The organism is Marinobacter sp. Hex_13 (assembly GCF_001566815.1).
GTDB classification, from domain to species: Bacteria; Pseudomonadota; Gammaproteobacteria; order Pseudomonadales; family Oleiphilaceae; genus Marinobacter; species Marinobacter salarius.
Genome location: NZ_LSMM01000028.1, coordinates 13,161 through 38,924 on the forward strand (window position 1 = coordinate 13,161; position 25,764 = coordinate 38,924).

General features: G+C 59.7%; 26 protein-coding genes. 13 read left to right on the forward strand and 13 right to left on the reverse strand.

The features are described 5' to 3' along the window. Positions 1-813, forward strand: coding sequence for an indole-3-glycerol phosphate synthase TrpC (trpC, locus tag AXW11_RS06975; RefSeq protein ID WP_041332531.1), 813 nt, complete (start codon positions 1-3; stop codon positions 811-813). An 18-nt stretch (positions 814-831) separates the two neighbouring features. Further along, positions 832-2,202 carry an MATE family efflux transporter gene (locus tag AXW11_RS06980; RefSeq protein WP_091642479.1) on the forward strand — a complete coding sequence of 457 codons (1,371 nt, stop codon included), beginning with the start codon at positions 832-834 and terminating at the stop codon, positions 2,200-2,202. Here AXW11_RS06980 and AXW11_RS06985 read toward each other — a convergent pair. The 11 genes from AXW11_RS06985 to AXW11_RS07035 all read right to left on the reverse strand — a co-directional run bounded on the left by AXW11_RS06985 (position 2,199) and on the right by AXW11_RS07035 (position 12,927). Continuing rightward, positions 2,199-2,480, reverse strand: coding sequence for a DUF2218 domain-containing protein (locus tag AXW11_RS06985; protein ID WP_041332530.1), 282 nt, complete (start codon positions 2,478-2,480; stop codon positions 2,199-2,201). The genes AXW11_RS06980 and AXW11_RS06985 overlap by 4 nt on opposite strands. A gap of 41 nt (positions 2,481-2,521) precedes the next feature. Next, a complete protein-coding gene (locus AXW11_RS06990) occupies positions 2,522-3,301 on the reverse strand; it encodes an ABC transporter ATP-binding protein (protein ID WP_041332529.1) in 780 nt (259 codons plus the stop codon). After that, positions 3,298-4,368 (reverse strand): FecCD family ABC transporter permease, encoded by a 1,071-nt coding sequence (locus AXW11_RS06995; protein ID WP_041332528.1) that lies wholly within the window; start codon positions 4,366-4,368, stop codon positions 3,298-3,300. The genes AXW11_RS06990 and AXW11_RS06995 overlap by 4 nt, the downstream gene beginning before the upstream one ends. Beyond that, positions 4,365-5,513 carry an ABC transporter substrate-binding protein gene (locus AXW11_RS07000; protein WP_041332527.1) on the reverse strand — a complete coding sequence of 383 codons (1,149 nt, stop codon included), beginning with the start codon at positions 5,511-5,513 and terminating at the stop codon, positions 4,365-4,367. Before AXW11_RS07000 ends, AXW11_RS06995 begins: the two co-directional genes overlap by 4 nt. Positions 5,514-5,521: 8 nt before the next feature. Further along, positions 5,522-7,507 carry a TonB-dependent receptor domain-containing protein gene (locus tag AXW11_RS07005; RefSeq protein WP_228301368.1) on the reverse strand — a complete coding sequence of 662 codons (1,986 nt, stop codon included), beginning with the start codon at positions 7,505-7,507 and terminating at the stop codon, positions 5,522-5,524. A gap of 84 nt (positions 7,508-7,591) precedes the next feature. Next, on the reverse strand, positions 7,592-8,950 hold the full coding sequence (locus tag AXW11_RS07010; RefSeq protein WP_091642559.1) for a sensor histidine kinase: 1,359 nt from the start codon (positions 8,948-8,950) through the stop codon (positions 7,592-7,594). Further along, a complete protein-coding gene (locus AXW11_RS07015) occupies positions 8,947-9,681 on the reverse strand; it encodes a response regulator transcription factor (protein WP_228301367.1) in 735 nt (244 codons plus the stop codon). Before AXW11_RS07015 ends, AXW11_RS07010 begins: the two co-directional genes overlap by 4 nt. Before the next feature lie 78 nt (positions 9,682-9,759). After that, positions 9,760-10,371: a DUF4202 domain-containing protein gene (locus AXW11_RS07020; RefSeq protein WP_041332525.1), complete on the reverse strand. Its 612-nt coding sequence runs from the start codon at positions 10,369-10,371 to the stop codon at positions 9,760-9,762. 4 nt (positions 10,372-10,375) lie between these two features. Beyond that, positions 10,376-10,993 carry a glutathione S-transferase family protein gene (locus tag AXW11_RS07025; protein ID WP_091642482.1) on the reverse strand — a complete coding sequence of 206 codons (618 nt, stop codon included), beginning with the start codon at positions 10,991-10,993 and terminating at the stop codon, positions 10,376-10,378. Positions 10,994-11,089: 96 nt separating this feature from the next. After that, a complete protein-coding gene (locus AXW11_RS07030; protein WP_041332524.1) occupies positions 11,090-11,824 on the reverse strand; it encodes an alpha/beta fold hydrolase in 735 nt (244 codons plus the stop codon). Between the two features lie 2 nt (positions 11,825-11,826). Further along, a complete protein-coding gene (locus AXW11_RS07035; RefSeq protein WP_085678757.1) occupies positions 11,827-12,927 on the reverse strand; it encodes a M14 family zinc carboxypeptidase in 1,101 nt (366 codons plus the stop codon). Between the two features lie 297 nt (positions 12,928-13,224). Here AXW11_RS07035 and AXW11_RS07040 point away from each other — a divergent pair, with 297 nt between their 5' ends. The 4 genes from AXW11_RS07040 (at position 13,225) to AXW11_RS07055 (ending at position 17,373) form a co-directional block, all read left to right on the forward strand. After that, positions 13,225-14,193, forward strand: coding sequence for an ABC transporter substrate-binding protein (locus tag AXW11_RS07040; RefSeq protein WP_041332523.1), 969 nt, complete (start codon positions 13,225-13,227; stop codon positions 14,191-14,193). Positions 14,194-14,297: 104 nt separating this feature from the next. Next, positions 14,298-15,332, forward strand: coding sequence for an ABC transporter permease (locus tag AXW11_RS07045; protein WP_091642485.1), 1,035 nt, complete (start codon positions 14,298-14,300; stop codon positions 15,330-15,332). Between the two features lie 11 nt (positions 15,333-15,343). Next, positions 15,344-16,402, forward strand: a complete 1,059-nt coding sequence (locus tag AXW11_RS07050) for a quaternary amine ABC transporter ATP-binding protein (RefSeq protein WP_091642488.1) — start codon at positions 15,344-15,346, stop codon at positions 16,400-16,402. A 104-nt stretch (positions 16,403-16,506) separates the two neighbouring features. Next, on the forward strand, positions 16,507-17,373 hold the full coding sequence (locus AXW11_RS07055; protein WP_036210927.1) for a substrate-binding periplasmic protein: 867 nt from the start codon (positions 16,507-16,509) through the stop codon (positions 17,371-17,373). Here the strand turns inward: AXW11_RS07055 and AXW11_RS07060 are convergent. Continuing rightward, a complete protein-coding gene (locus AXW11_RS07060; RefSeq protein ID WP_041332522.1) occupies positions 17,348-18,310 on the reverse strand; it encodes an META domain-containing protein in 963 nt (320 codons plus the stop codon). The two genes, AXW11_RS07055 and AXW11_RS07060, sit on opposite strands and share 26 nt — an antisense overlap. Positions 18,311-18,449: 139 nt before the next feature. Between AXW11_RS07060 and AXW11_RS07065 the strand changes: the two genes are divergently transcribed. After that, complete coding sequence (locus AXW11_RS07065) at positions 18,450-19,187, forward strand: glutathione S-transferase family protein (RefSeq protein WP_091642490.1); 738 nt, start codon at positions 18,450-18,452, stop codon at positions 19,185-19,187. Here the strand turns inward: AXW11_RS07065 and AXW11_RS07070 are convergent. After that, positions 19,177-20,190, reverse strand: a complete 1,014-nt coding sequence (locus AXW11_RS07070) for a helix-turn-helix domain-containing protein (RefSeq protein ID WP_041332521.1) — start codon at positions 20,188-20,190, stop codon at positions 19,177-19,179. The genes AXW11_RS07065 and AXW11_RS07070 overlap by 11 nt on opposite strands. Positions 20,191-20,324: 134 nt before the next feature. On the opposite strand from AXW11_RS07070, the gene AXW11_RS07075 reads away from it, so the two are divergent. From AXW11_RS07075 to modC, 6 genes are all read left to right on the forward strand, one after another. Next, complete coding sequence (locus tag AXW11_RS07075) at positions 20,325-21,248, forward strand: sterol desaturase family protein (RefSeq protein ID WP_041332520.1); 924 nt, start codon at positions 20,325-20,327, stop codon at positions 21,246-21,248. Between the two features lie 98 nt (positions 21,249-21,346). Continuing rightward, the gene (locus AXW11_RS07080) at positions 21,347-22,264 is read left to right on the forward strand and encodes an alpha/beta fold hydrolase (protein WP_041332519.1); all 918 of its coding nucleotides are present in this window, start codon (positions 21,347-21,349) and stop codon (positions 22,262-22,264) included. 64 nt (positions 22,265-22,328) lie between these two features. Then, positions 22,329-23,126, forward strand: coding sequence for an SDR family oxidoreductase (locus tag AXW11_RS07085; protein WP_091642493.1), 798 nt, complete (start codon positions 22,329-22,331; stop codon positions 23,124-23,126). Positions 23,127-23,149: 23 nt separating this feature from the next. Further along, positions 23,150-23,950 (forward strand): molybdate ABC transporter substrate-binding protein, encoded by an 801-nt coding sequence (gene modA / locus AXW11_RS07090; RefSeq protein WP_091642499.1) that lies wholly within the window; start codon positions 23,150-23,152, stop codon positions 23,948-23,950. After that, on the forward strand, positions 23,950-24,630 hold the full coding sequence (gene modB / locus AXW11_RS07095) for a molybdate ABC transporter permease subunit (RefSeq protein ID WP_041332518.1): 681 nt from the start codon (positions 23,950-23,952) through the stop codon (positions 24,628-24,630). Before modA ends, modB begins: the two co-directional genes overlap by 1 nt. Continuing rightward, positions 24,627-25,703, forward strand: a complete 1,077-nt coding sequence (gene modC, locus AXW11_RS07100) for a molybdenum ABC transporter ATP-binding protein (RefSeq protein WP_085678748.1) — start codon at positions 24,627-24,629, stop codon at positions 25,701-25,703. The genes modB and modC overlap by 4 nt, the downstream gene beginning before the upstream one ends. Positions 25,704-25,764 lie beyond the last annotated feature (61 nt).

The following is a 25,764-nucleotide window of genomic DNA, read 5'->3' on the forward strand; positions in this document are numbered from 1 at the left end:
ATGACTGACAGACATCTGGACAAGACGCCTACCATCCTGCGAAAGATCGTTGATCGGAAGTGGGAGGAAATTGATGAGCGTACGCGCAGGATTTCTATTGGCGATAGGAAGGCCATGGCTGGCGATCAACCGCCAGCGCGGGGCTTTGCGAGCGCCCTTCGCCGACGCATCGAACAGCAAACGCCTGCGGTCATTGCCGAGATCAAAAAAGCCTCCCCCAGCAAAGGCATTCTCCGCGATCCGTTTATTCCCGAGGCCATCGCCGAAAGCTATGAAAAAGGCGGTGCCGCCTGCCTGTCAGTACTCACTGACAAGGATTTCTTCCAGGGCCATGAAGACTACCTCCAAGCCGCCCGCGACGCCTGCAGCCTGCCGGTCATCCGCAAGGACTTCATGGTGGCGCCGTATCAGGTCTACGAGAGCCGGGCCATTGGCGCCGACTGTATCCTGCTGATCGCCGCCTGCCTGACCAGGGACCAGATGCAGGAACTGGAAGGCATTGCCCATGAAATTGGCCTGGACGTGCTGGTCGAGGTTCACGACGGCGAGGAAATGGACGATGCCCTCACCCTGAAAACACCGCTGGTGGGCATCAACAACCGCAACCTGCACACCTTTGACGTTTCACTGGATACCACCTTCGACCTTCATGAACGGATTTCGGCCGACCGCCTGACGATCACCGAAAGTGGCATCATGACCCGGGCCGATGTGACAGCCATGACCGATCGCGGCATCTACGGCTTCCTGGTGGGAGAGTCCTTCATGCGGGCTGACGAACCAGGAGAAAAGCTGCGGGAGCTGTTCTACTAAGAGCCGGGGGCAACGGAGATGACCGAACGCCGGGAAACGGATGACCCGATACTCAGCGGGCCGCACTGGCCGGTCTTCTTCCGCTACGCCCTGCCGTCGGTGGCAGGGCTGCTTGCGCTAACCACGGCCAATATCGTCGATGGCATTTTCATCGGAAACTACGCCGGTGCCGACGCCCTTGCTGCCCTGAACCTGCTTATTCCCTACTTCACTTTCCTCTTCGGCCTGGCCCTGGCGCTCGCCATCGGTGGCACTGTGCGGGCGGGGAAATACCTCGGTGAGAACAGGCCAAGCGCCGCCTCGGCCATTTTCAGCAAATGCCTGATGGCCACGTTCGCCATCGCGCTTATTGGTGCCCTGGCCAGTCTGGTATCCCATGAGTCGCTTTACCGCGCCCTCGGGGCCTCGGCCGATCTGTTCCCACTGATGTCCGAGTACTTCCTGATCATCGTGTGGGTGATGGTGGTGCAACTGGTGACCATGGTGCTTTATTACTTTATCCGGGTGGATGGGTTTCCGGTGCTGGCCACGACCGCCCTGGTGGTCGGCTCAGGCGCCAATATCCTGCTCGACGCCCTGCTGGTGGGGTACCTGGACTATGGCCTGCGCGGGGCAGCGGTGGCTACGGGCATCGCACAAATCCTTCAATTCGGGGTGCTGTTGTTCTATATCAGCGCCTGGAAACGGCGGCTCAAATTCCAGCTGCATCAACAGCAATGGAACGAGGTGTTCAAAGCCTTCACCAATGGCGTGTCCGAGTGGATCAACGAGGTGTCGGTGGGGGTGGTAATGCTGCTGATCAACTGGCTGCTGATCACCAGCCAGGGGGTTACTGGTGTGGCGGCTTTCACCGTGGTCAATTACCTGATTTTCCTGAGCCTGATGGTGTTCTATGGCATTTCCGATGCCATGCACGTGTTGCTCAGTCACAACCTGGGAGCGAAAAATGCCCCACGCATTCGCACCTTCCTAGGCTGCGCCGTGCTCGTTATCCTGGGGCTGGGTGCGATTCTGGTGCTGGCAGTGTGGTTCCATGGTCCGGCGCTTGTGCGCCTGTTCCTGGACACCGGAGCCGATAGCGCCACCGCGCAACTGGCGGACACCTTTCTGGCGATCCTGTGGCCGCTGTTTTTGATTAACGGGCTCAATGTACTGCTGTCGGTCTACCTGACCGCCATGCACAAACCCCTGCCCTCGGCGTCGGTCGCACTATCCCGCAGCCTGATCCTGCCGGCGCTGCTGCTGGTGCTGATCGCCACGTTCGCGCCGCAATGGCCGCTACTGGTGGCGCTGCCGCTCGCCGAGTGGCTGACCTTTACACTGGCAGTCACCCTGTTCCTGCGCTTTCGCCCTCAACGGCTGGTGCCGCAGATGTCCACAGCGGGTTAATCCTGCCATCGGACCTGGTCGACCTCACCGCCAGCGAAGCGGATCAGATGGGAAGCGACCACCTCCCCCAATTCCTCCAGTTTGTCGTGGCTCTCCGATTGGCAGGTCAGTGTCAGAATGCCGGAGTGCGCTGCCAGTTCACACTGGCCAATGCTGAACGTCAGATGGCCAGTCGTATCGTTCCACTGGGCATCAATTATGTGGCTGAAATGTTTGCACAGGCGATTGATCAGGCGGGCCGGTTCGGCGGAGGCCACGCTGGCGGTCATTGATGGCATGGTGAAGTCTCCATTAATGAATGTGTTTGCATCTTGAATGTTTACCGAGACGCCAGCGGCCGATCCGCAAGCACGATCGGGTGGCCACGGGAGCAGGTTTCGATACGGGCGTCGACCCCATAGGTGCGGGCAAGCAGTGCCGGGGTCAGAACCTCGGCGGGCGGGCCCATCACCGCCTGGCCGCCCGGTGCCAGCACCAGCACCTGATCACAGAATCGCAGGGCCAGGTTAAGATCATGGCTGGCCACCAGGGCTATGGCACCGGACTCACGGGTAGCGTTACGCACGGCGTTCAGCACGTTGAGCTGCCAGTGCAGGTCCAGGGCGCTGGTGGGCTCATCCAGCAGCATCAGTGGGGTCTGGCGCACCAGCACCTGGGCAAGGCCCACCATCTGCCGCTGGCCGCCGGACATTTCCGACAGTCGCCGCAGCGCCAGGTCGCGAATACCCAGGGTCTCAAAGACCTGCTCGATGGCTTGTTCAGTGTCGCCGCGACTCCAGTCACCACGGGCCGATCGACAGGCGCTGAAAACGGTTTCGTAGGCAACCAGGGGGATCGCCTGCGGCAACGGTTGCGGCAGGTAACCGAGGCGATGGACCCGACGCGTAGCCGGCATGGCCGTCAGGTTATCGTCACTCAAGCAGACCCGACCGCTCATCGACAGCAGTCCGGCAATGCTTTTCAACAGGGTCGACTTGCCCACGGCGTTGGGGCCCACCACAGCCACCAGGGCACCCGGTTCGATAGCAGGAAGACTCAAGTCCCGGAACACCGGGCGCCGGCGATAGCCTACCGTCAGTTTCTCCAGTTTCAGGCTCACAACGCCGCCCCCCGCCGGCTGCGGCCAACGATCAGCGTGATAAACAACGGAATACCCACTAAGGCGGTAACGATACCCACCGGCAGCACCACCCCGGGCACCAGCAGCTTGCTGGCGATGGATGACAATGACAGCAGCAGGGCACCGGCGAGGGCACTACCCGGTAGCAGGAATCGGTGATCTTCCCCCAGCATCAACCGGGCAATGTGCGGGGCGACCAGCCCGATGAAACCGATCTCGCCCACGAACGCCATGGCCGCCGCGGTCAGCAGGCTAACCCGCAACAATACCAGAAGGCGCATGCGCTCCACCGCTACGCCAAGGCTGCGGGCCTGTTCCTCGCCACTGCGCAGCAGTGTCATGGCCCAGGCATTGCGCAGGGAAAACGGCAGGCAGATAGCCAGAACGAGCGCAACAATGGCAACCTTATCCATCGTCGCCCGCGCCAGGCTACCCATGGTCCAGAACACGATTTGCTGCACCGATTCGGCGTCGGCGACGAACTGGATCAGCCCCACCACAGCGTTGATACCAAACAGCAGTGCGATCCCGAACAGCACGACCGAATGCACCGAGGCGCCCAGGGTACGCGACAGCACCAGGATCAGTATCGAGGCGGCAGCGGCGAACACAAAAGCAGACAGGGGCAGAAGGATGTCCGTCGCCAGGCCGAACAGCGACAGGTTGAAAACGATTACCAGGGCGGCGCCCAGTGTGGCAGCAGCTCCGACCCCCAGGGTGTAGGGACTGGCCAGGGGGTTGTTCAGCGCGGTCTGCATCTCGGCACCCGCCAGGCCCAGGCAGGCGCCCACCACCACGGCCATCAGGGCATAGGGCACGCGGATATCCTGGATGATCACACGAGTACCGGCATCCAGCGCTTCAGGGTTCCACAAGCCTTTAACCACATCCTGCAGGCCCAGCATCGCCGGGCCCGAGGCAACGTCCACCAGCAATGCAATGACCGCTGCTACCGCCAGGGCTGTCACGCACAACACCCGGCGCAAGACAAAGCGGCGATACGCCTTCGCCAGTCCGCCAGCTTCGCTTTCCCCGGTTGGCGTCATGGTGTCTCTTCTCCGAGAGTCACCCAATAGGTTCCGTTCAGTTCAACCGGCTGGAAGCGTTCATAGAATTCCGCCAGCGTCCGCTCCGGTTGCAGGTGCCCAAGCTGTTTCGGGTGTAACCAGCGGGCGAGGGCCTGCACCGCCACCACATTCAGCGGGGTATTGTAGAAATGGTGCCAGATGGCAAAGGCCCGCTGCTCGCGGATGGCGTCCAGCGCTGCCAGGCCCGGGCGGTCCGTCACCCGCGCCAGGGAGCGACGGGCGACGGGCTCTGAAACACCAGCGCCCAGCACCACATAGGGTTGTTCTTCAACCGCCATCTCCAGATCGACCGAGCCTATCGCCGTGGCCAGATAGCGGTCAGGCTGGTCGGTAATCAGGTATTCGAGATTGAGCACACCGCTAACGCCGGGAATGCGGTCAGCCGCAATATTGATGCCTCCGGCGGCCTCGATGAACAGCCCCATCATGCCATGCACCATGGTCTCGCAGCAGCTGTCATGCAGGCCTACGCGGCTGTGCAGGAAGATCGTGGGCCACTGATCCCGGGGTATCTCCGCCACCGCATCGGTGACCCGATCCAGCTCAGTCCGGTAGAAGTCATTGAAGGTATTCGCTTCATTCTGGCGACCCAGCACTTCCCCCAGCACCGCCATGCTCTTTGGCGTATTACGCAGGGGGTTCTGGCGGAAATCAATGAACACCACGGCCACACCGGCCCGCTCCAGTCGCTCGATCAGTTCGCTGTTACGGGCGCCGGGGCCGTGCCCCTCAACGCTGAAGATCGCCAGGTCGGCGCCCATGCTCAGCACGCTCTCGAGGCTGAAGCTGTCAGCAGACGCGTGCCCCACCCGGGGGATACCGGCCAGGGCGGGGAAACGTTCAAGGTACTGGGCATAGCCGGCGGGGTCGGTCTTTTCAAAATCCGGCAAGAGGCCGGCCAACCGGTCCACCACTCGGTCACCTTCCAGGATGGCGAGGGCAGGAATATAGCGGCTTTCGCCAAGCACCACCCGCTCGACCTTCATCGGGATCTCGACCGTTCGGCCCGCAAGGTCGGTCACCGTGCGGGCTGCCTGGGCAAGGCTGGCCTGAAACAGAAGTACGCCGCCCAGCAGGGCGGCGATTGTCCTTATCGCAATCATTCGTGGCCTCAGAACCGCATGGCCAGGCCGACCCGCACGTCACGCCCCGGCTCGGGCAAGCCCACAATGCCATCATAGCCCGCGATATGCTGGTAGTCCGCGTTGCTGGCGTGATCCAGGTACTGCTTGTCGCCGACGTTCTTGACCGTCAGGGTCAGCCGCAGGTCCTCGTCTCCGGTGGGCAACCAGTGCATGAACAGGTCGTGTACGCCGTATCCGGGTTTGTCGATGGTGCCGACAGAGGTTTCCACGTTGTCGATGTTCTCTACGAAACGGCCCTGCCAGCCAAACTCCAGGTTGCGGTCCCAACGATAGGACAGATCGGCCACCCAGGTGTCACCCACGGTATTGCCCAACAGATTATGTTCGTACACGGTCAGTGGATCGCCATCCAGCTCGGCCTCGTTGCTGTGGTAGCTGAGGCCAGCCTGCAGGCCTCCGATGTGATAGGTCGTGCCGATCAGGTAGCCGTCGGACTCCAGATCGCCAATGTTTTCGTAGATGGCCGGGCCAAACAGGGGATCAGCAATGGCATCCTTGATCTCCGACCGGTAGACCTCGGCGGACAGGGTGAAATTTCCGTAGACATAATCAAAACCCACTTCCCGGTTCTTCGCTTTCTCGCCTTTCAGATCCGGATCGTTCTGGGCGCGGTCAATCTTGAAGGTATCGTGGGTGCTCGGGCCCCGAAAGGCTTCCGCGTAACCGGCCCTCAGGGTCAGGCCGCTCAGCACTTCCCAGGCAATGTTGGCATTGGGGCTAACGTCATCCGCACTGAAGCTTTCATCGTTGTTGTCGTCCAGGTGGTAATCGTCATAGCGCACGCCCGCACTCAATAGCAGGCGCTCGGTGATCTGATAATCGTCCTGCAGGTAGACTCCCAGGATCTCGCCGCTTTCCTCCTCGGCCCTGCGATCAGCCGCGCCACCAGCGTTCACTTTGTCCTCACGATAATCCACGCCATAGGTCAGGGAATGGCTGGCCAGCTCGCTGGTGTTGCGCAGATCGCCGCCAATGTTGCGGGAGAAACCAAAGTAGCGGCCCCAGCGGTCCTCAACGTTCTGCTCAATTTCAGATTCGGTGTAGTAGACGGTGAGGGCCACATCCACCCAGGGATTACCCTCAGGTGCTATACCGTAATTCACGGTTGTGGTATCGCGGCGGCCATCGAGCTCGTAAAGGGAGTTGAAGCCGCTGACGACCCACTGCGGGCGCTGGGGCCGCTCGCCTTCGTCAGTGCGGACCTCGTGGCTGAGCTTCAGAGTCTGGTCGCCGGGCAACTGGCCAACGAGTTTGGCGAAGCCAAGCTGCTGCTTGGCATCGGTGCCAGGGACTTCATCCCCACCGCCATCGTCAAACCGCTCATGATCACTTTGACTGACGGATACCATGGTACTCCACTGGTCGTTCAGTCGCCCAAACAGGGTGGTGCTGGCTTTATAGCCGTCGGTGTTGGAGAAGGAGCCCAGTTTGACCAGTGCACCGACCTGTTCACCGGGCCGCAGCAGATCTTCCGGGTCCTTGGTAACAAACCGTATGGAACCACCAAGCGCGCCAGCGCCTGACGTGGCTCTGCCAGCACCGGCATCCACTTCCACCTGCTTGAGCAGTTCCGGCTCCACGGCCAGACGGCCAGTGTGGTGGAACAGTGCACCGGCCTGGGTAGCGCCATCGATGGTAACGTTCAGGAGCGGGTCTTCAACACCACGTACATACACTTTCTGAGCGATACCAATGGAGCCACCCACGGTTACGTCAGGCTGGCCGGCAAAAACGTCTTCCAGGTCGTCAGCCTGGTACTTTTCGATGCGCTCCTCAGTGACCACGCTGTCGCTGCTGGCTTCACGGTCGGCAGTGACTTCAATCGGCTCGAGTGTCCGGGGTTCGGACTGTGCCAGGGCCTGCGGGCTGACAATGATGGCAGCAACGGCAACCGCGACGGCATTGCGGCGGTTAGCCTGAAGACGGAAGACGTCTGTTGTCATGGTGTTCATGTGCGCTCCGATAACTGAAAATGATTCCTATTTGGCGCACATTCTTATTTAGCAAGTGAACAAAGTGAAATACTTTTACAATTGTTACGAATGCGGACCAGGGTTCGGCAGGGGAAACCACAACAGCATTCTTAAACCACCCTCCCCCCGATTCCCGGCTTTTATCCAGCCGCCAGCGGCTTCCATCTGTCGCCTTGCCAGCGCCAGACCCAGGCCGTGGCCAGTCGGTTTTTCGTCGCGAGCTACCGAGGAGCGGAAGAAGGGTTTGAAGATCAGTTCCAGGTGTTCCGGGGGAACACCGGGGCCTTCATCGTCGACGACAAGCCGGTAACCATTCTCTTCCCGCCGCAGGCTGATGGTGATGGTGCCACCGGCTGGCGTGTGGTTGCAGGCGTTGCGGATGACGTTCTCGATGGCTTGTGCCAGGGCGCGATGGCTACTGCCGGTGAGTTCCGCCCGGTCCGGGAGGTGAACCTGAAGGTGGTGGTCGGGATATTCGTAGCGGGCGTCGTCGAGGATACTGTCGAGCAGGTCGGTAAGATCCAGGGATTCGTGGTCGAGACTCGGCTTTTCGTTTTCCAGCCACGCCAGGGTCAGGGTGTCTTCCACCAGTCCTCGCATGATGCGGCATTCGTGGCGAATGCGGGGTAGAAAATGCTGTGTGTCGATACCCTCTTCCACGCAGCTTACCGCCATGTCGATGCGGGTCAGCGGAGTTCGCAGCTCGTGGGACAGGTCCGCGATCAGCCGGCGCTGGGTGAGTATGAGGTCGCCGGTGCGCTCGGCCATCTGGTCAAAAGTGTCCGCCAGGGCCGCCAATTCGTCGTTACGGTTACCCAACAGTGTTCTCACCCGTACGCCAAGGTTGCCCTCAGTAAACTGCCGGGTGGCCAGTTCGAGCTGGCGCAGAGGGTTCATCACATGCCGGTAGATCACCAGACACATCATAACGAGCACCGCCAGCGGCAGGGCAACCTTGAGCAGGATCCTGACTTCGGGCAGATAGGTTCCCGGGCGCATTCGTTGAGGCAGGAGCACCAGAAAGTGGGTCTTGCCGTCAGCAAAGGTGGTTTCCATGATGGGGTTTTCGGTGAAGTAGAGGTGAATCTTCCACGTTTCATCACGGCCCAGGCGGAACCCGTCTCGAAACCGGTCTGTGAGCCTGCTTCCTACCAGGGGCTGGATGTCGGACCGGACCACGGCCGCCCAGGTATTTTCCCTGGTTTGAAGGTCTTCCAGCCACCGTGCCAGTGCCTGCTCATCTCCCGCACGGTACATGGCTTCAGCGGTGCGCCCCCAGTCCCTCAGGGTTTGTTGGTGCGGCTCGGCAATAAAGCTCATCTGGCGTTCGGTTTCGGAACCCACAAAGGAAATCACCCAGAACAGCGCCGAAGTTCCCAGCGCAAGGATGCCACACAGCTTCCACAACAAACGACGATTCACAGGAAGCAATAGCCCTTGCCATGTACCGTTTGAAGGCGATCCGCCGCCATACCGGCATTGACCAGCTTACGCCGCACCCTGCTCAAATGCATATCCAGGCTGCGGTCGTAACGGCTGAATTCTTTCTCCAGCACCACCTGGTATAGGTAGGGTTTGCTCAGTGCCTCTCCCTGGTGCAGAACCAGCACCCATAAAAGCCGGAACTGGATCTGGGTCAGGGAAACGTCGACATCGCCATACACTACGCTGAGTGATGTTCGATCAAGGCGCAGCTTTCCCACTTCCATCGTATCGAGGTCTGACCGGGTATCGTGGCTGCCGCGGGAGCGTCGCAGAAGCGCTTCGATCCTGAGCACCAATTCCGTAAAGTTGAAAGGTTTGGGGACATAGTCATCCGCGCCACGACTGTAGCCGGTAATCCTCTCCTCCTCAGCGCCGCAAGCGGTCAACATCATGACGGGCGTCTGGTGTGTCTTGCGCAGGCGATTGAGAATTTCGAAACCGTTCAGTTTCGGCAGCAGGACATCCAGGAGGATCAGATCGAAGCGGTGGCTAACGGCCGACAACAAGCCGCTCTCCCCTTCAAAACACTGGTGAGTGTGGTATCCGCGGCTTCCCAGAAGCTGCGCAATCTGACCATTGAGCGCGTGGTCGTCTTCGATAACCAGAATACTGGGCTGCGGCAAGTTGGCTGACGGCATCTCGACATCCTGAACGGCAGTGCCGCCCATACCGGGCAGCCCTTCACCTTAATGATAATAATTATCATAATCAGGACGATCGAGGATGGCAAGATGACACGCTTTTGCCTACGCCTCGTCGGCCAGGGCCTCTTGCAGCAATTCGAGTAAATGCGCTGGCATTCCTCCGGCGAGTTTCAGCGCGGCTTCATGCCCACGCGGAGACATCTTGCCCCAGGTACGGCGGACAATGCGCAGCCATTTCTCCCGGTCGTAATCGGCTTTTTCCTCATAGAAATCCGCGAAATAGCGCTCCAGGAATACCATGCAGGCAACGTCTTCCAGCAGCTGTGTGTCTGCGTCCTTGCGCAACTCCCGCTTGGTCAGGATGGTTTCCACCTTCTGGCATTCTTCCTGTGGGTAGCCACATTCCTCCATGATTCCGGCAGCCCGGCGGCCATGCATGCGGCCACAGGCCTGGCGCCACTCGTAATAGGCCTTGCGACCTTCCGGGAAATCGCTACGGGGGATGGTCCAGCGCTCTATGTGCTGGGCGCGGCAGGCAATCTGCATGCGTTCGGAGGGCTGCGGCTCAAGCTCAAACAGCCAGCGGGTCATGTGCTGGCTGTAGGCGTATTCCTTGGGCAAGGGTATTCCGCCAACCTGCTCGATGTTGGGGTCTGCACGGTTGGCGGTATCGATTCTATCAAGAGCACAGGCCAGTAGGGTCTGTTGGGTCATCGGGTCATACCTGGGCGGAAGGACGTTGCTTGATGCGATCATACCAGGCCTGGAGGTTGGCCTGCTCCGGCTTGACGCGAATATCCACCACACGGGCGAAGGCCACGGTGGTAAAGGCATTGATATCCGCGGCCGTGAACCGGTCGCAACAGATGTATTCCCTGCCATCCAGATGCTTGTTCAGGAAGTGCAGGAATTTTTCCACCGAGGTGCGGCACTCCTCACCCCATTCCTTGATCGGGTTCATGCGGTCCTTGAAATAGCCGCTGGTGTGCTGAAAACACATACCGGTGGGTAGGAAAAAGGAGAACTCGATCCACCGCAGCCACTGTTCCACCTGCGCTTTCTCCAACGCCGTGTCCCCGAGCAGGGTTGGCGCATCCGGATAGCTTTCTTCGAAATAGCGGCAAATTGCCATGGTTTCGGCGATGCAGGTGCCGTCGTCCAGTTCCATCACGGGTACTTTCTTCATCGGGTTCCTGGCCGCGTACTCCGGCGTCAGGTTCTCACCCTTCTGCAGATCGATCTCAACAAACTCGGCCTTGTCCAACAGCCCCTTTTCAGACATGAACATCCTTACCCGGCGTGGGTTGGGCGCTGTCTTGGTCTCAAAGATTTTCATTGTTATCGACTCCAATCCAAATAAGTATCTCGGGGTGAATCTGAGGAATTGTGTAGAAGACTGACGCGGAACACCGGTTGCGTCAAGCAACCGTAATCATTTGGGCAGCCAGTTTTTTATCTGCTGGATGACCCATTCAGGGTCGTCCATCGGCAGGTCATGGCCGGCGGACGAATGGACTTTCAGCGTCCATTGCCAGCGCTGCTCAAACACTTTACTGCAGTTCCAATGGACAATACGGTCACCCTTGCTGGCGAGCACAAGTGCGTTCGGCAGAGGGCGTTGAGGCAGGGGTTTGTAGGCCATCGCTGCTTTCATCTGGGCATAGGCGTTGGCATAGCTGACTGGCCGCTGGCGCTGGATGCTGTACCAGTGTTTCATGACATCGAGGTCGACCGGTCGGTTGCTCGTCAACCGTAGAATATCCGCCTCACGATCGAACAGTTCCCGGCGCGCCAGGAGGCGAATGATACGGGGCCAGGCACCCGGACGCATCCGTCGCCAGGGCAGGCTGAATCCGGAACTCGTATTGATCAGCACCAGGTTCTGAATTTCGCCCTCGGTAGCGTGCTGAGCCCAGTCCAGGGCAACCATCCCACCCATGGACAGAGCAATCAGGTTGTATGGCGCTGGGATGTGACCAACGTTGTGACGGACCTTTTCACGAATCTCCGCGATTCGGTCAGGGCTGGGCTCCTTGAAATGCACGCCCGTGCCCGGAAGATCAACCAGATGAAACTGATGGCCGGGAAAGGCTTCCTCAAGCCTGCGGGAAAACGAGCCCCAGTGTGACTGCTCCCGGGTCAGTCCGCGCAACAGAATCCAGTGCATTGTCAGTGATGATCCCTGTACCAGTGGGCGATGGCGGCCTCCCTTAGCATGGACGCCTCATCCGAGTGCGGCAACCAGTTTTCGTGATGGGCGGCGGCACTGACCAGGAAATCGATAAAGGTCAGGTGACTTCGCAGTACGCGCCGATGGCGATGGGGTACCAGCGGATTGAAAAAGCCGTCCAGTCGCAGCAACTGTCGTGGGCGCTTCTTGATCCATCGCCAGGAGCCCAGTTCCAGGGTAAGGGGAATAAAGGCGCCCTCACCGCTGCGGTTGATCTTCTTGTAGAAATAGTCCCACAGATCACCGTGGGTCAGGTAATGACGGGACTGGGGCTCGAAGCGATAGTTGTGTTCCGGCCATGCCTGCTCCCAGATCAGCTTCAATGCCATCACCGATTCGATCCGTCGCATGGGGCGACGACGGTAGGCATAGGGGAACCAGATCTGGTCCTGCCAGCCGAAACCGGAATGACAGTCCAGCGCGACACTGAATGGACGGCCTGGCAGGAGCTCCGAGATCACCGACTCAAGGGCCTGGTTCTCCGCTTCCATACCCTGCTCGGGATCACCAATGAACCACGGCAGGCGCGGGGAGAAGCGCTGCCCGCCCAACAGGAACGCACTGCGGTCCTGGGCGGTGATCGGTGCGTTGCGCATCAGGTCGACCCCGTTGGGATTGCTGCGCTGATTCAGGTACATGCCGCCGGGGTTGAGGATGGGCAGCAGGGTAACCCGCACTTTTTTCAGCAGGGCCTGGAGATGCCCGTCCCAGGACATCCTTGCCAGCAGATTGCGCAACCAGGCCATGACGACTTCGCTGCCGATGCGTTCAAGACCGTGAACGCCACCCACCAGCATCACCACTGGCGCATCGGGTGCCTCGCTGCCGAGGTCAACCCGGTAGATCGGAAGGTCAATGTGTTTCAGCGCAACCCGAGAGAGCGTCTTCACAGTAACCTGTCCCGGCGCTTCCGCCAGCACACGCTCAAGACGAATCATCTCCGGCAGAAAGGTTCTCAGCAGATGGCGTTGGCGGCTATCCCGACGGGCCTGTTCGGCAGGAATAGCAGAATGGGGGGTCAGTTTGCGCAACTCGGTCATGGGGCTCTCCCGTTTCAGACAACCCTTCAAACTACTGCTGAATTGCTTCAATTCGTTGACACTGGGGCTCAAAACACCGGAAAGCATGTGCATTTTCTGGCGACATTTTACATGAATGGCTTGTAACTCACGCTCAGGGCGTTACTCTAAAGATACGTAGTAACCGAGGTCACAACATTTGTCTTGCCCTCTGAAAACGCAGTATCAATACGGCGTCTTCACCTCTAGAGCGGTCTTCAGAACCGCTCCAGCGGATCTGTTTCCGCGTATTTTCAAAATCCATAAGGAGAACCAATCATGCGAAAGCTAACGCCAGTCGCGCTGCTTTGCGCGATGTCCGTGCCTGCACTTGCTCAGGCCGATTGCGGTGAAGTTTCCATCACCGAAATGGGCTGGGCATCCAACACAGTTGTCACCAGCGTCGCCAAATTCATCATGGAGCAGGGGTACGGCTGTGATGTCACCGTGGTTCCCTCCGACACCGTCCCCGCTGTTACCTCAGTCGCCGAAAATGGTGAACCGGACATCGTTACCGAACTGTGGCTCAACTCCGCAGGTGAGGCCTACCTGGAACTGGAAGAACAGGGCAAGATCGAGCGTCTGACCAAAGTATTGGAGCCCGGTGGCGTTGAAGGCTGGTGGATTCCAACCTACCTGGCCGAGAAGCACCCCGAATTGACCACCATCGAAGGTGTCATGGCTAATCCGGAACTGGTGGACAACCGCTTCAACAATTGCCCAAGTGGCTGGGGTTGTCGTGTGGTCAGTGACAACCTGGTTAGGGCGCTCGACCTGGAAAGCTCTGGCATTGAGGTGTTCAACCACGGTTCCGGTGAAACCCTGGCCTCGTCAATGGCCTCCGCCGTGCAGTCTGAAGAGCCCTGGTTTGGCTATTACTGGGGCCCCACTGTCCCGCTCGGCAAGTTCGACATGACCCGCGTCGAACTGGGTGATTACAAGCCGGAGGTTCATACCCGTAATCAGACCCAGGAAGCGGACAACCCTGGCGTGTCTGAATTTCCTGCCGCCACCGTACTGACGTCCGTGACCACGGACTTCAAGGATCGTGAGCCGGAAGTTGCGGAAATGCTCAGCAAGCTGACATTCAAAACCGACACCATGAGCGCCCTGTTGGCGTGGATGGATTCCAACAACGCGTCGGCAGAAGAAGCGGCCGTGTATTTCCTGAGCAACAACAGCGACGAGTGGTCAAGCTGGCTGAACGATTCGGCCAAGAAACGCCTGGCTTCGGTGCTGGGAGAGTAATCTCTCCACCTACCCTGACAGGGCCGTCTCCCGGCCCTGTCAAACCGAACAGGCGAACTCACATTACCCATTTTCATCTGAACGCTTCTGGGAACTGACCGCAAATGGCGACCTACGATTTCGTGTTTTCATCACTGGGTCTGGAAGACTGGTGCTCTGACGGCCAAAGTGATGCCCCCATGTCAATGGCGGCGTTGCTGCAAAAAACCAAAGGAACGGACGCCGAAGCAGAGTCACTATGGGACCTGCCTTTTCCATCCATGGACGCGCTTAACGAGTCCTGCGCGGCCTTCCCCAAATCCAGGGAACTGACAAAAGGTCTTGAAGAGGGCTTCCTGTCCATCAAGGACAGTCTGAGTGTTGTTCTGGACCCTTTGACCCAACCACTAAGCTGGTTTCTGGACGGGACACTCTACGGCATGCTGAACACGCCCTGGTGGATCGTGATACCGGCGCTGCTGGCCGTGGTGTTTGTCGTCACCAAATCCTGGAAACTGGTGGGATTTGTGGCGGGCAGCCTGGTTCTGCTGGCCTTTATTGACTACTACCAGTATGCGATGGAGACGCTGTCGATCATCTTTGTCTGCGCGTTCCTCTGTGTGCTGCTGGGCGTGCCCATCGGCATTGCCATGTCCCGCAGCGACATGATGCAGCGCCTGACCATTCCCGTGCTCGACATGCTGCAGACACTGCCGCCCTTTGTGTACCTGATTCCGCTGATCTTCCTGTTCAGCGTGACCGAGTCCAAGCTCTACGGCATTGCCATCATCCTGTACGCCATTGTGCCGGTCATCCGTCTCACCAACCTGGGTATCCGCCTGGTGGACAAGGATGTGATCGAAGCCGCTGACGCCTTCGGGATGACCAGCCAGCAGAAACTCTTCAAGGTCCAGATTCCACTGGCGCTGCCCAACATTATGGCGGGTGTAAACCAGACCATTATGATGAGCCTGGCGATGGTTGTTATCGCTTCCCTGGTGTCGGCACCGGGGCTCGGGGTGCTGGTGCTTCAGGGCATTCGCAACCTGGAGCTGGGTGTCGGGCTGGTTGCCGGCCTTGGCATCGTGATTCTGGCGGTGATCCTTGACCGGGTAACCAAGGCCTCACTGGCGCGCATCAACGCCTCACAGAAACAGTAAGGGAGCGAATCGTGGACCGGGATATCAAGATTTCCATCCGGAACCTCTACAAGATTTTCGGCCCCATTCCCGATGTCGCCCTGGCGTATGTCCGCCGGGGCATGGGAAAGGCCGAACTGCTGGAAAAGCACAACCACGTACTGGGTCTCCAGGATATCAACGTGGATATGCGAGAAGGCGAGATCACCGTCATCATGGGTCTGTCGGGCTCAGGCAAGTCCACGTTGATACGCCATCTCAACCGGCTGATCGAACCCACTGCCGGTGAGATCAAGGTGGATGGCAAAAACGTACTCGCCTTCGACGAGGACGGATTGCGGAAGCTACGGCGTAAACAAATGTCGATGGTTTTCCAGAAATTCGCCCTGCTTCCCCACAAGACCGTGCTGGAGAACGCCGGCATGGCGCTGCTGGTAAGAGGCCATACGGTGCGGGACTTCGAGGACGAAGCCAAGAAATGGCTCGCCCGGGTGGGGCTGGAAGGCAACGAAAACCAATACCCGCACCAGCTATCCGGCGGTATGCAGCAGCGCGTGGGCATTGCACGGGCACTCGCATCCAACTCGCCCGTGATGCTGATGGACGAGGCCTTCTCCGCCCTGGACCCGCTGATTCGCTCCGACATGCAGGACCTGCTGCTGGAGTTGCAGGAGGAACTGAAGAAAACCGTGGTGTTCATCACCCACGATCTGGACGAGGCGCTAAAGCTGGCGGACCACCTGGTTATCCTCAAGGACGGACACATCGTCCAGCAGGGCGAACCCCAGGAAATTCTCATGCATCCCAACGATCCGTACATTACGGATTTCATCAGCGACATCAATCGTGCACGGGTTCTGAGAGTGCGTTCCGTGATGGCAAAAACCACGGAACCTCCCGCTGACAGTGCCGGCGACATTTCCGATCGGGACAACCTGGAGTCGGTGATCGCAAGATCCGACGGCGATACCGACCTTGTCTATCGGGTGGTCAAAAAAGGCAACCAGGTAGGCATTCTCGAGATGAAAGAACTGGTCAAGGCACTGGTGCCGGTCGATGCATCGGAAGGAGACAATCGCAGCCGTTACTGATCGGGGGCCATCCCGGTGGAGGTGGGCTCCTGGATGACAGCAGCGTGACAGACGGGCTATTATAAATAGGTCGCCGTAGCTTCGCGGTGCCCCAGACAACGATCATGCCCAGACTGGCAGTGGCTCTACTAACCGTACTCCTGTTGCACGGCTGCTCACCTCCTCCTGACGAAGAGAGCCCTTCTTCAGACGTCGACACGCAGACGCCAACCAATGAGGCCCTGTCCGCTGCCCTTTCCAATACGACACCCCGGCCCCGGACGATCGTTATCGCATCCGATCCCTGGTGCCCCCATAACTGCGAAGCGGGGAGCGATCGCGAGGGCTACATGGTGGACATTGCCCGCGAGGTCCTTGGCGAAGCCGGCTATACCGTGGAGTACGTCAACGTTAGCTGGGCACGGGCGCTGCAATTAACGCGTGAAGGTCAACTGGACGCAGTGGTCGGTGCCTTCACAACCGATGCCCCGGATTTCGTGTTTCCAGACACCCCCCAGGGGCGCTCAGCCATTGCGCTATTTACCCACCCTGACAACCGCTGGGTATACGACGGGCTGGCGTCGCTCCATAACCAGAAGCTGCTGGTCATCAATGGGTACTCCTATACCGATGAGCTGGACCAGTACATTGAGGAGCATCAGGCCAACCCGGAACGAATCTGGGTGATCGCGGGGCCGTCACCCCTTGATCGGGCCATCTACCTGCTGGACCAACACCGTACTGACATTTTTGCGGAAGATATCTACGTGATGGCCTGGTGGGAAATGAACAACAACGACACTGTCCCCGCGCCACGGCAAGCAGGGTTGGTCGACGAAATCGATGCCTTCGTCGCGTTTTCCCCGGTACGGGAAGACGCAAAAGAACTTGCGAAACTCTTAACGGAAGGCACCCGACAACTCATGGACAGCGGCCGGGTACAGCAGATCCTGGACCAGTACGGACTCAGTCTGTGGACTGAAATGCCCTGATCAGAGGTCCATCTCCGGTCACCAGCAGCAACTCACCGTGCCGGCCGATGTCGAAGCGTTGAACCTCACCCAACAGCGACAGGAATCGGTCTTCCTGGTTCATCAGCGCCGGGGCACAAGCCTTTTTGGTGGACGCCATCCGGGTGAACTCGAGCCCTTCACCCGTCAAATTCCATCCACCGCTGAATTGATTGCAGGACGCACGCCCTGCCACACGCTGATCCGCCAGGAAGTTCAGTGTCACCCGGGAACTGTCAATAATCCCGCGGCCGCCAATGTCTTCAACAACCCATTCGGTTCCCCGAAGCAACCGCTCAGGATCCCCTCCGCAGCCCTGGGATTCTTCTCCGTTTACGGCCAGCCGCACCTGTCGAGGATAGGGCATGCCGGTCATGGAATCGCGACACAGTTGGCTTGCTGTCTTCAGCGATACCCGAACGCCATCACCTTCAGCCTCGAAAGTACGTCCCGTGGTCGCGCTCTCGACAACCTCGTAGCGTAGTGCAATCGGCTCCTTGCCCATTTGCTCCACCACCAGTTGCCCCGGCTCAAGAACTGCCCGCCAGAACGGCTCGTTCCCCCGGGCGATAAACGGCTTCTCGACAGCGCCCGGAACCAGGCATAGCGGCAACGCCTGCCCGTCTATTGTCAATGTGGCAGTGTTACCCTTGTTCCAGAACTGGGTGCCATCGTTGTCGGGGTCCACAAAGCGCGCACCGGAGGCACTTTCCTTTTGCTTCAACACCATTTTGTCGCTGCCGAACGTTATCGTCAGACCACTGCGGTCTTCGTGGTAGTCGAGGCCTATATCAGTCTGGCCGCATGCCATGGTATTGACGGCAAGGCCGTCACCGGCGCGTTGATCCTCGGTGGATGCACAGCCCGCGACCAGCAGGATGCTGACCAAGGCCGGCAAAGAGGCGGCGATTCCTTTCATTGTTTATTCCTCATTCCCTGTGGTTGTAACAGTTGCAGATTATCCATGATGGCTGCCGATTTTAAAGCAGAGCCGTTACCATTTCCTGTCTTTAAGCATTACGCTTAGGCCATCAAAACACCCGGGAGCATTCCACGTCATGGCGATAAAACTCTACCAGTTTGCTATTTCACACTACTGCGAAAAGGCTCGCTGGGCCCTGGATCACAAAGGTCTGAGCTACGAAGCCATCAGCCTTCTGCCCGGCCAGCACATCAACACCATCCGCAAACTGACGGGCGCTGATTCATCGGTACCGGTACTGGACCATGACGGTCACCGGGTTCAGGGATCGAAAGCCATCATTGACTATCTGGACGACACGTTTCCCGAGAACCCGCTGACGCCGACCGACCCGCAGGCCCGCGAGGCCGCGCTGTCCTGGGAACAGCGGCTGGACGACGAAGCCGGCCCCAGCGTGCGCTGTTACTCCTACCACCACTTCCTGCAACGCCCCAAGGTGGTCGTTCCCATGCTGGCTGCGGGCACGCCCTTCTACAATCGGATTCTACTGAGACTGGCCTTCAGCCGGGTGGACGAGGTCATGCGCAAATGGATGAAGATCAACGAGAAAACCGCCGCGCAGTCGCGGGAAACCATGGAGCGCTACCTGACCGAACTGGCGAATGCCTACCAGGAGAAGCCCTACCTGGCTGGAGACAGCTTTTCCCGCGCCGACCTCGCCGCGGCCTCCTTGTTCGCACCCATGTTCCAGCCCGGCCAATACCCGGTGCCCTGGCCCAAACCGGCGAAAATCCCCAAAGACATCCAGGCCTGGTTGGATCAATGGCAGCCACAGATCCACACGCTGGAAAAGGTCTATGCTGCTAATCGCTGAGCCACTGACGGCGCTCTCGGCCGGGTGAATTGCCGGTCCAGCGGCGGTAGGCCCGGGTAAAAGCACTTTGCTCGGAAAAGCCCAACAGCAGAGCAATGTCGGTCAGCGTCAGTGAGGTGTCGTCCAGGTACTGTCGCGCCAGCTGTTCCCGGTTCCGATCGAGCCACTGCTGCCAGCTCAACTGATACCGGGCCAGGCGTCGCTGCAGCGTTCGCGGTGACATGTGCATGGCATGGGATGCACGCGCAAGGGTGGGCTCGCCATCAGACAACAGTTTCAGCAGTACCTGCTGTAGCTGGCGATCAATGCCCGAGCCCGCCTGTGACGCCTCCGGCAACGCCCGCAGCAGGGCACGGGCCTGCCGGTCCAGCAACTCGCGAAGTGTCGGGTCTCGCCGGGGCATGGGCAGGCTGAGGTAATGCAGCGGAAACCGGACTCGCACATGGCTGTCGTTCCAGGTCACCGAGCAGCCAAAAAACCGTTCGTATTCCCTGGCCGCCTCAGCACTGACGTCACCCAGAAAACTCACTAGCGAGGGCGGAGGGGGCTGATCAATCTGGCGACGCATAAAGGTCACCAATGCTGCAATTGCAGCGCCGTCCGCCTGCTGGCCAAGCTCATTCTCCGAGGGCGGCCAGCGCATTTCCGCCTGATCGCCGACGACCTCGATTTCCGCCAGGCTGGCACCATAAAACAGGGTTTCGTAGCGCTGGTAGGCCAACATGGCCTCGCCGAGGGTGTCGGACGCCAGCACCAGATAGCCGAGCACACCCACATGGGCAGGACGCACACAGGCCCCCACCTTTAGCTCGGGAGCGGCATACTGAGGCGCCAGAGCCAGTCCCTGCGCCAGCAGGTCACGCCACACCGGCACCGGTACGTTGTCTTCCGACGCCCAGCGCGCCAGCGCTATCCTGACCGGGGCATTCTCCAGTCCCTCCTGTTCAAGCCAGTCCGATAGCAGTCCCGTCCAGGCACCGGTTACCCGCATTACCTTGGCCATGGTTCACCGTCCTCCACGCGCTGCGTCATTCATTGTTGGCACTAATTATCAATTTTGTGGCGTTTATTGTCAATTTATGGCATCGCCATCGGCGCAGAATACAGTCACACCTACAATCACAATACGGTTTCACCATGGCATTGATGGACATGATGAGGGCGGTTCTTGAGGAGAGCGGGTTGCTGCCCCTCTGGAACACCCTCGCCCCCTGGCTGGCACTGGACGAACGCCAACTGATATTCGTTGTCGCTACGCCGGTGTTTATTGCCGTCACCCTGTGGGAGTACCTGCGGATTCGCCACGACCCCACGCGCATGGACATACCGGAAGCCCTGCGGAATTTTGCCCTGGGTGCCGGCTACCAACTGACAGAGTTGCTGTTCGCGGGCCTGATCGCCTTTCCCGTATACGCATTCCTCTACCATCACCGCCTGCTGGATCTGGAACTGAACTGGGCAACGGGTCTTCTGACGTTTGTTGGAGTGGATTTCTGTTTTTACTGGATGCACCGTTCCAGCCACCGCATACGCTGGTTCTGGGCCGCCCATGTGGTCCACCATTCCTCCGAGCGTATGAATTTCTCCACCGCCATGCGCCAGAATGCCACCAATATCTTTAACGGCATGTGGCTGTTCTATGTGCCCCTGGCGTTGATCGGCTTCAATCCTGTGTGGATCGGCGTGGCTTATGCCCTCTCACTGGTGTACCAGTTTTTCATTCACACCACGCTGGTTGGCAAACTGCCAGGCTGGGTGGAAACCGTGCTCAACACCCCCAGCCATCACCGGGTTCACCATGGCCGCAACCCCGGCTATATCGACCGCAACTACGGTGGCACTCTGATCGTCTGGGACCGACTGTTCGGCACCTTTGTCGCCGAAGACGAACAGGCACCACCGGACTACGGCATTACCCGACCGATACACTCCAGGAACCTGCTAGTGCTGTGGACCCACGAGTACGTGGACCTGTTCCGGGCCATGGCCCGACCAGGCGGCCTGCAAGCCCGCCTGAAGCACCTGTGGAAGCCACCCGAATGGGATCGGGACGCGGACTAGCGCCACAAAAGCCGGATTTTCCGGCTCCGTCTCACATTAAGGCCCGATTTCCGGCTAGACTCCCGTTTACGCCAACAACCCGCCCGGAATCGACCAACATGGACCTGCAGGAAAGTTTCATCAACAGCCCCGATCACCATCGAATTCCGTTGCTGTCGTGGGCGGCGGAGGCCCCGTCGGCCGTGCTGGTCATTGCCCACGGCATGGCGGAGCATGCAGCCCGCTACCAGCCGCTGGCGCTCTGGCTGAACCAGCAGGGGGTATCGGTGATTGCGATCCAGCATCGAGGCCACGGACCGCATTGCCCCGAAACTGACCTTGGCCATTACGCCGACCACAAGGGCTGGCAGAAAGTAGTGGACGACCTGCAGCAAGTCGTTGTCCATGCCAGAAAGCAACACCCCGACCTCCCGCTAACGCTGTTCGGCCACAGCATGGGTTCGTTCATCGCCCAGGCCTTCAGCCAGCAGTATGGTGACCAGATCGACAGACTGATCCTCTGCGCGACCAATCGTATCGACAAACCGAAGTTGCGGGCCTCCCTGGCACTGGTCCGCTCTCTCCGGGCACTGCGCGGGAAACGGCACCACAGCCGCCTGATCGACAATATGACCTTCGGTGCCTTCAACAAAGCGTTCTCCCCCAATCGCACCAGCCATGACTGGCTCAGCCGCGACCCGCAACAGGTGGACCGCTACCTGAGAGACCCACTCTGCGGCTTTCCCTGCACGGCAGGCCTATGGTCCGACTTCATTGGTGGCATGCTGACCATCAATCCAAAAACATGGCGCAAGGACCTTCCGATACACCTGCTGGCCGGTGACAGCGACCCGGTTGGCGAGATGGGACACGGTTTCAACCGGCATGTTGCCAACCTTCGTGGCGCCGGCCTGCTCGTTGCCTCCGACCGTCTGTTTCCCGGCGCCCGTCACGAACTGGTCAATGAAACCAATGCTGACGCGGTCTGGCACCACATCCTCGACTGCCTGCGTACCGGGACAGACTCCGGCGCGTAAAAACATGACGCCGACCGGCCCGGGGCGCTAAGATCAATGCCACCCAACTAATCGGAGTAAGCCCATGTTTACCAACAGAGTCGTGTGGATCACCGGCGCCTCGTCCGGCATTGGTGAGGCCCTGGCAGCCAGGTTTGCGCGCGAAAATGCAAGAGTTGTTCTTTCGGCGCGACGCCAGCCAGAGCTGGAGAGGGTCCGCCAGCACTGCATTGATGCCGGCGCCGCCCCGGAAAACATGCTGGTATTGCCTCTTGACGTTACCGACCTGCCCTCACTTCCGGTAGCTGCCGACCACGTCATCAGTCACTTCGGCCAGATCGACCTGCTGATCAACAACGCCGGCCTTTCCCAACGCTCTCTGTGCAAGGATACCGAGCTGTCGGTGTACCAGAAGCTACTGGATGTGGATGTGATGGGGCAGATTGCGCTGACCAAGGCCGTGCTCCCCCATATGCTAGAGCGCCAATCCGGACACCTGGCGGTGACCGCCAGCGTGGCCGGTAAAGTCGGCGTCCCCCTGCGCACCGGCTACTGTGCCGCCAAGCACGCGGTGATGGGCTTCTTCGACGCCCTGCGGGCCGAGGTGGAAGACGATGGCATTCTGGTCTCCACCATCACCCCCGGATTTATCCGCACGGACATTTCCCTCAATGCCCTGGCGGCCGATGGCTCTGCCTTCGGCGAGGAAGACGAGAACATTGCCGGTGGCATGGACGTCGGCGAGTGCGCGGATGTCATCGTCAGTGCGCTGGCCAAGGGAAAACGCGAGATTCCCGTCGGCAAGGGCAAGGAAATGGCAGCGCTTTGGGTCAAGCGTGTCGCTCCCGAGATGATGTTTAAGTTGGCGCGCAAGCAGAACTGAATCTGGAGTCACTGAAAACGGTTATGTACCAATCCACGTCAGCGGATCATCTACCAAGAGTCTGCCTCTTACGCATTGCCACGCTGCTGTTTTTTCCAATAGCCAGCCTCCCGGTCATGGCCGGTGAAGTCAGCCTCGGCGTTGCTGCTAATTTCACCGACACCACCCGCGAACTGGCCAAACAGTTTGAAGCCAAGACCGGCCACACGGTTTCAGCCAGCTTCGGGTCCACCGGCAAGCTGTACGCCCAGATCCGGAACGGTGCGCCCTTCGACGTGTTCATGGCCGCCGATGCACGCAGACCGTCGCTTATTGAGAAGGCGCGGGCCGGCGCCCCCAATACCCGCTTCACCTATGCCCGGGGCAAGCTGGTGCTTTGGAGCCCGACCCCGGACGCTTTCGGGGACGCTGAGAGCTACCTGGCCCAGCAAACGTTCGCAAGGCTGGCCATGGCAAACCCGAAGACCGCGCCCTACGGCCTTGCAGCACAACAGGTTCTGGAACATTTAGGCCATTGGCAGGCACTGCAGGCGAAGCTGGTTCGTGGCGATTCCATCGCCCAGACCTTTCAGTTTGTGGTCAGCCGCAACGCCCAGGCCGGCTTTGTAGCCCTGTCTCAGGTAACATCCTGGGACGACAAGGAAGGCTCCCTTTGGAACGTGCCCCAGGACTATTACCAACCCATTGACCAACAGGCTATCCTTTTGAACCGGGGAACCAGCAATGAGGCAGCCCTGGCCTGGATGGACTTCCTGAAATCGAACACTGCCATCGCCACGATCCGGGGCTATGGCTATGACCCCGCTTACGACACGGCTGACTGATGCTTGAAACCTACTGGGACCCGGTCTGGCTGACACTCAGGCTGGCCACGACCACCACATTGTTGCTGCTGCTCATTGGCACGCCCATCGCCTGGTGGCTGGCCCGCTCCCGGCGCTGGCTGCGCCAGCCGGTTGCAGCGATCGTCGCCCTGCCCCTGGTGCTGCCACCCACAGTGCTCGGTTTCTACCTGTTGCTGGTCATGGGGCCTGACGGCTGGGTTGGCCAGATAACACAGTCCCTCGGGATCGGCCTGTTGCCATTTACCTTTGAGGGCCTGGTGGTGGCGTCGGTCATATACTCCCTGCCATTCACCGTTCAACCTCTGCAGAATGCCTTTGAAGCCGTAGGCGAGGGGTTCATGGAAGCCGCCGCAACCCTTCGTGCCGCCCCGTGGGAGCGGTTCCTGTTTATCGCCGTGCCCCTGGCAAGAAACGGATTCCTGACCGCCTCCGTGCTCACCTTCGCCCACACCATCGGTGAGTTCGGCGTGATCCTGATGATCGGTGGCAACATCCCGGGTGAAACCAAGGTGTTGTCGGTGGCCATCTACGACCACGTGGAATCCCTTGAGTACGCCCAGGCCCACTGGCTGTCCGCCGGCATGGTGGTGTTCTCCTTTGTGGTTCTGGTGACCCTCTACGCGCTTAACGGCAAAGCCCGCGCGGGAGCTCTCAGATGACCGCCACTATCCATGCCCGCTTCCGGTGTGCCTTTCCGGGGTTCGACCTGGACGTTGACCTGACCCTCCCGGGTACCGGCATTACCGCCCTGTTCGGGCACTCCGGTTGCGGCAAGACCACGCTGCTTCGGTGCATGGCAGGCCTTCAGAACGCGCCCGGAACCATGACCGTTCTGGGCGAACCCTGGCAGACGGAAGAGTTCGTCCGGCCGGTACACAAGCGCGCCCTGGCGTACGTGTTCCAGGAAACCCAGCTTTTTCCCCACCTGAACGTCCGCAGGAACCTGGAGTTCGGTTACCGCCGTATTCCCGCCGGCGAACGACAGATCAGATTCGATGACGCCGTTCGCTGGCTTGGCCTGGAATCCCTCCTGGAGCGCATGCCGGCCGGACTTTCCGGCGGTGAGCGCCAGCGGGTCGCGATTGCGCGGGCACTGCTGACCAGTCCAAGGCTGTTACTGATGGATGAGCCGCTGTCTGCTCTGGACCGAGCCAGTAAACAGGACATCCTGCCCTACCTCGAGAGGCTCCGGGACACCCTCGCGATTCCCATCATCTACGTGTCCCACTCCACGCCAGAGGTCGCCCGCCTGGCCGACCACATCGTGATGATGGAGGATGGCCGGGTGGTGGCCCAGGGCCCGCTGCAGGAAACGCTCGCCCGCACCAACAACCCCTTTCGACTGGAAGACGATGCCGGGGTTCTGCTGGAAGGACGGATCGACCATCTGGACCCACGCTGGCATCTGGCCCTGTTCAGGTTCGACGGGGGCCAACTGTGGTTGCGCCAGGACGACCGGCTGACACCGGGAGACAGGGTTCGTGTGCAGGTCCTGGCGAGGGATATCAGCCTCGCGCTGGCTGAGCATTCCGACCAGAGCATCCAGAACCTGGTTCCGGCCATCATCGATCAGGTCGATCCGGATGTGGCGCCGGGCGTTAGCCTTGTCCGGCTTCTGGCGGGGCCAACCCCGCTGTTATCAAGGCTGACCACCCGCTCCGTAGACCAGCTCGGCCTTGAACCCGGCAAGACCGTGTGGATGCAAATAAAGTCCGTAGCTCTCGTGGACTGACACCTTTGGCCCGGTGTTTGGCCCGCCCTGCTATCCGGCGTCGGCGCCAGGATGGTTACCC

Excerpts from the sequence above, each read along its gene's own strand:
- trpC (WP_041332531.1), top strand. The coding sequence starts at position 1 with ATGACTGACAGACATCTGGACAAGACGCCTACCATCCTGCGAAAGATC.
- AXW11_RS06980 (WP_091642479.1), top strand. The coding sequence starts at position 832 with ATGACCGAACGCCGGGAAACGGATGACCCGATACTCAGCGGGCCGCAC.
- AXW11_RS06985 (WP_041332530.1), bottom strand. The coding sequence starts at position 2,480 with ATGCCATCAATGACCGCCAGCGTGGCCTCCGCCGAACCGGCCCGCCTG.
- AXW11_RS06995 (WP_041332528.1), bottom strand. The coding sequence starts at position 4,368 with ATGACGCCAACCGGGGAAAGCGAAGCTGGCGGACTGGCGAAGGCGTAT.
- AXW11_RS07000 (WP_041332527.1), bottom strand. The coding sequence starts at position 5,513 with ATGATTGCGATAAGGACAATCGCCGCCCTGCTGGGCGGCGTACTTCTG.
- AXW11_RS07005 (WP_228301368.1), bottom strand. The coding sequence starts at position 7,507 with ATGAACACCATGACAACAGACGTCTTCCGTCTTCAGGCTAACCGCCGC.
- AXW11_RS07015 (WP_228301367.1), bottom strand. The coding sequence starts at position 9,681 with ATGGGCGGCACTGCCGTTCAGGATGTCGAGATGCCGTCAGCCAACTTG.
- AXW11_RS07020 (WP_041332525.1), bottom strand. The coding sequence starts at position 10,371 with ATGACCCAACAGACCCTACTGGCCTGTGCTCTTGATAGAATCGATACC.
- AXW11_RS07025 (WP_091642482.1), bottom strand. The coding sequence starts at position 10,993 with ATGAAAATCTTTGAGACCAAGACAGCGCCCAACCCACGCCGGGTAAGG.
- AXW11_RS07030 (WP_041332524.1), bottom strand. The coding sequence starts at position 11,824 with ATGCACTGGATTCTGTTGCGCGGACTGACCCGGGAGCAGTCACACTGG.
- AXW11_RS07035 (WP_085678757.1), bottom strand. The coding sequence starts at position 12,927 with ATGACCGAGTTGCGCAAACTGACCCCCCATTCTGCTATTCCTGCCGAA.
- AXW11_RS07040 (WP_041332523.1), top strand. The coding sequence starts at position 13,225 with ATGCGAAAGCTAACGCCAGTCGCGCTGCTTTGCGCGATGTCCGTGCCT.
- AXW11_RS07045 (WP_091642485.1), top strand. The coding sequence starts at position 14,298 with ATGGCGACCTACGATTTCGTGTTTTCATCACTGGGTCTGGAAGACTGG.
- AXW11_RS07055 (WP_036210927.1), top strand. The coding sequence starts at position 16,507 with ATGCCCAGACTGGCAGTGGCTCTACTAACCGTACTCCTGTTGCACGGC.
- AXW11_RS07060 (WP_041332522.1), bottom strand. The coding sequence starts at position 18,310 with ATGAAAGGAATCGCCGCCTCTTTGCCGGCCTTGGTCAGCATCCTGCTG.
- AXW11_RS07065 (WP_091642490.1), top strand. The coding sequence starts at position 18,450 with ATGGCGATAAAACTCTACCAGTTTGCTATTTCACACTACTGCGAAAAG.
- AXW11_RS07070 (WP_041332521.1), bottom strand. The coding sequence starts at position 20,190 with ATGGCCAAGGTAATGCGGGTAACCGGTGCCTGGACGGGACTGCTATCG.
- AXW11_RS07075 (WP_041332520.1), top strand. The coding sequence starts at position 20,325 with ATGGCATTGATGGACATGATGAGGGCGGTTCTTGAGGAGAGCGGGTTG.
- AXW11_RS07080 (WP_041332519.1), top strand. The coding sequence starts at position 21,347 with ATGGACCTGCAGGAAAGTTTCATCAACAGCCCCGATCACCATCGAATT.
- AXW11_RS07085 (WP_091642493.1), top strand. The coding sequence starts at position 22,329 with ATGTTTACCAACAGAGTCGTGTGGATCACCGGCGCCTCGTCCGGCATT.
- modA (WP_091642499.1), top strand. The coding sequence starts at position 23,150 with ATGTACCAATCCACGTCAGCGGATCATCTACCAAGAGTCTGCCTCTTA.
- modB (WP_041332518.1), top strand. The coding sequence starts at position 23,950 with ATGCTTGAAACCTACTGGGACCCGGTCTGGCTGACACTCAGGCTGGCC.
- modC (WP_085678748.1), top strand. The coding sequence starts at position 24,627 with ATGACCGCCACTATCCATGCCCGCTTCCGGTGTGCCTTTCCGGGGTTC.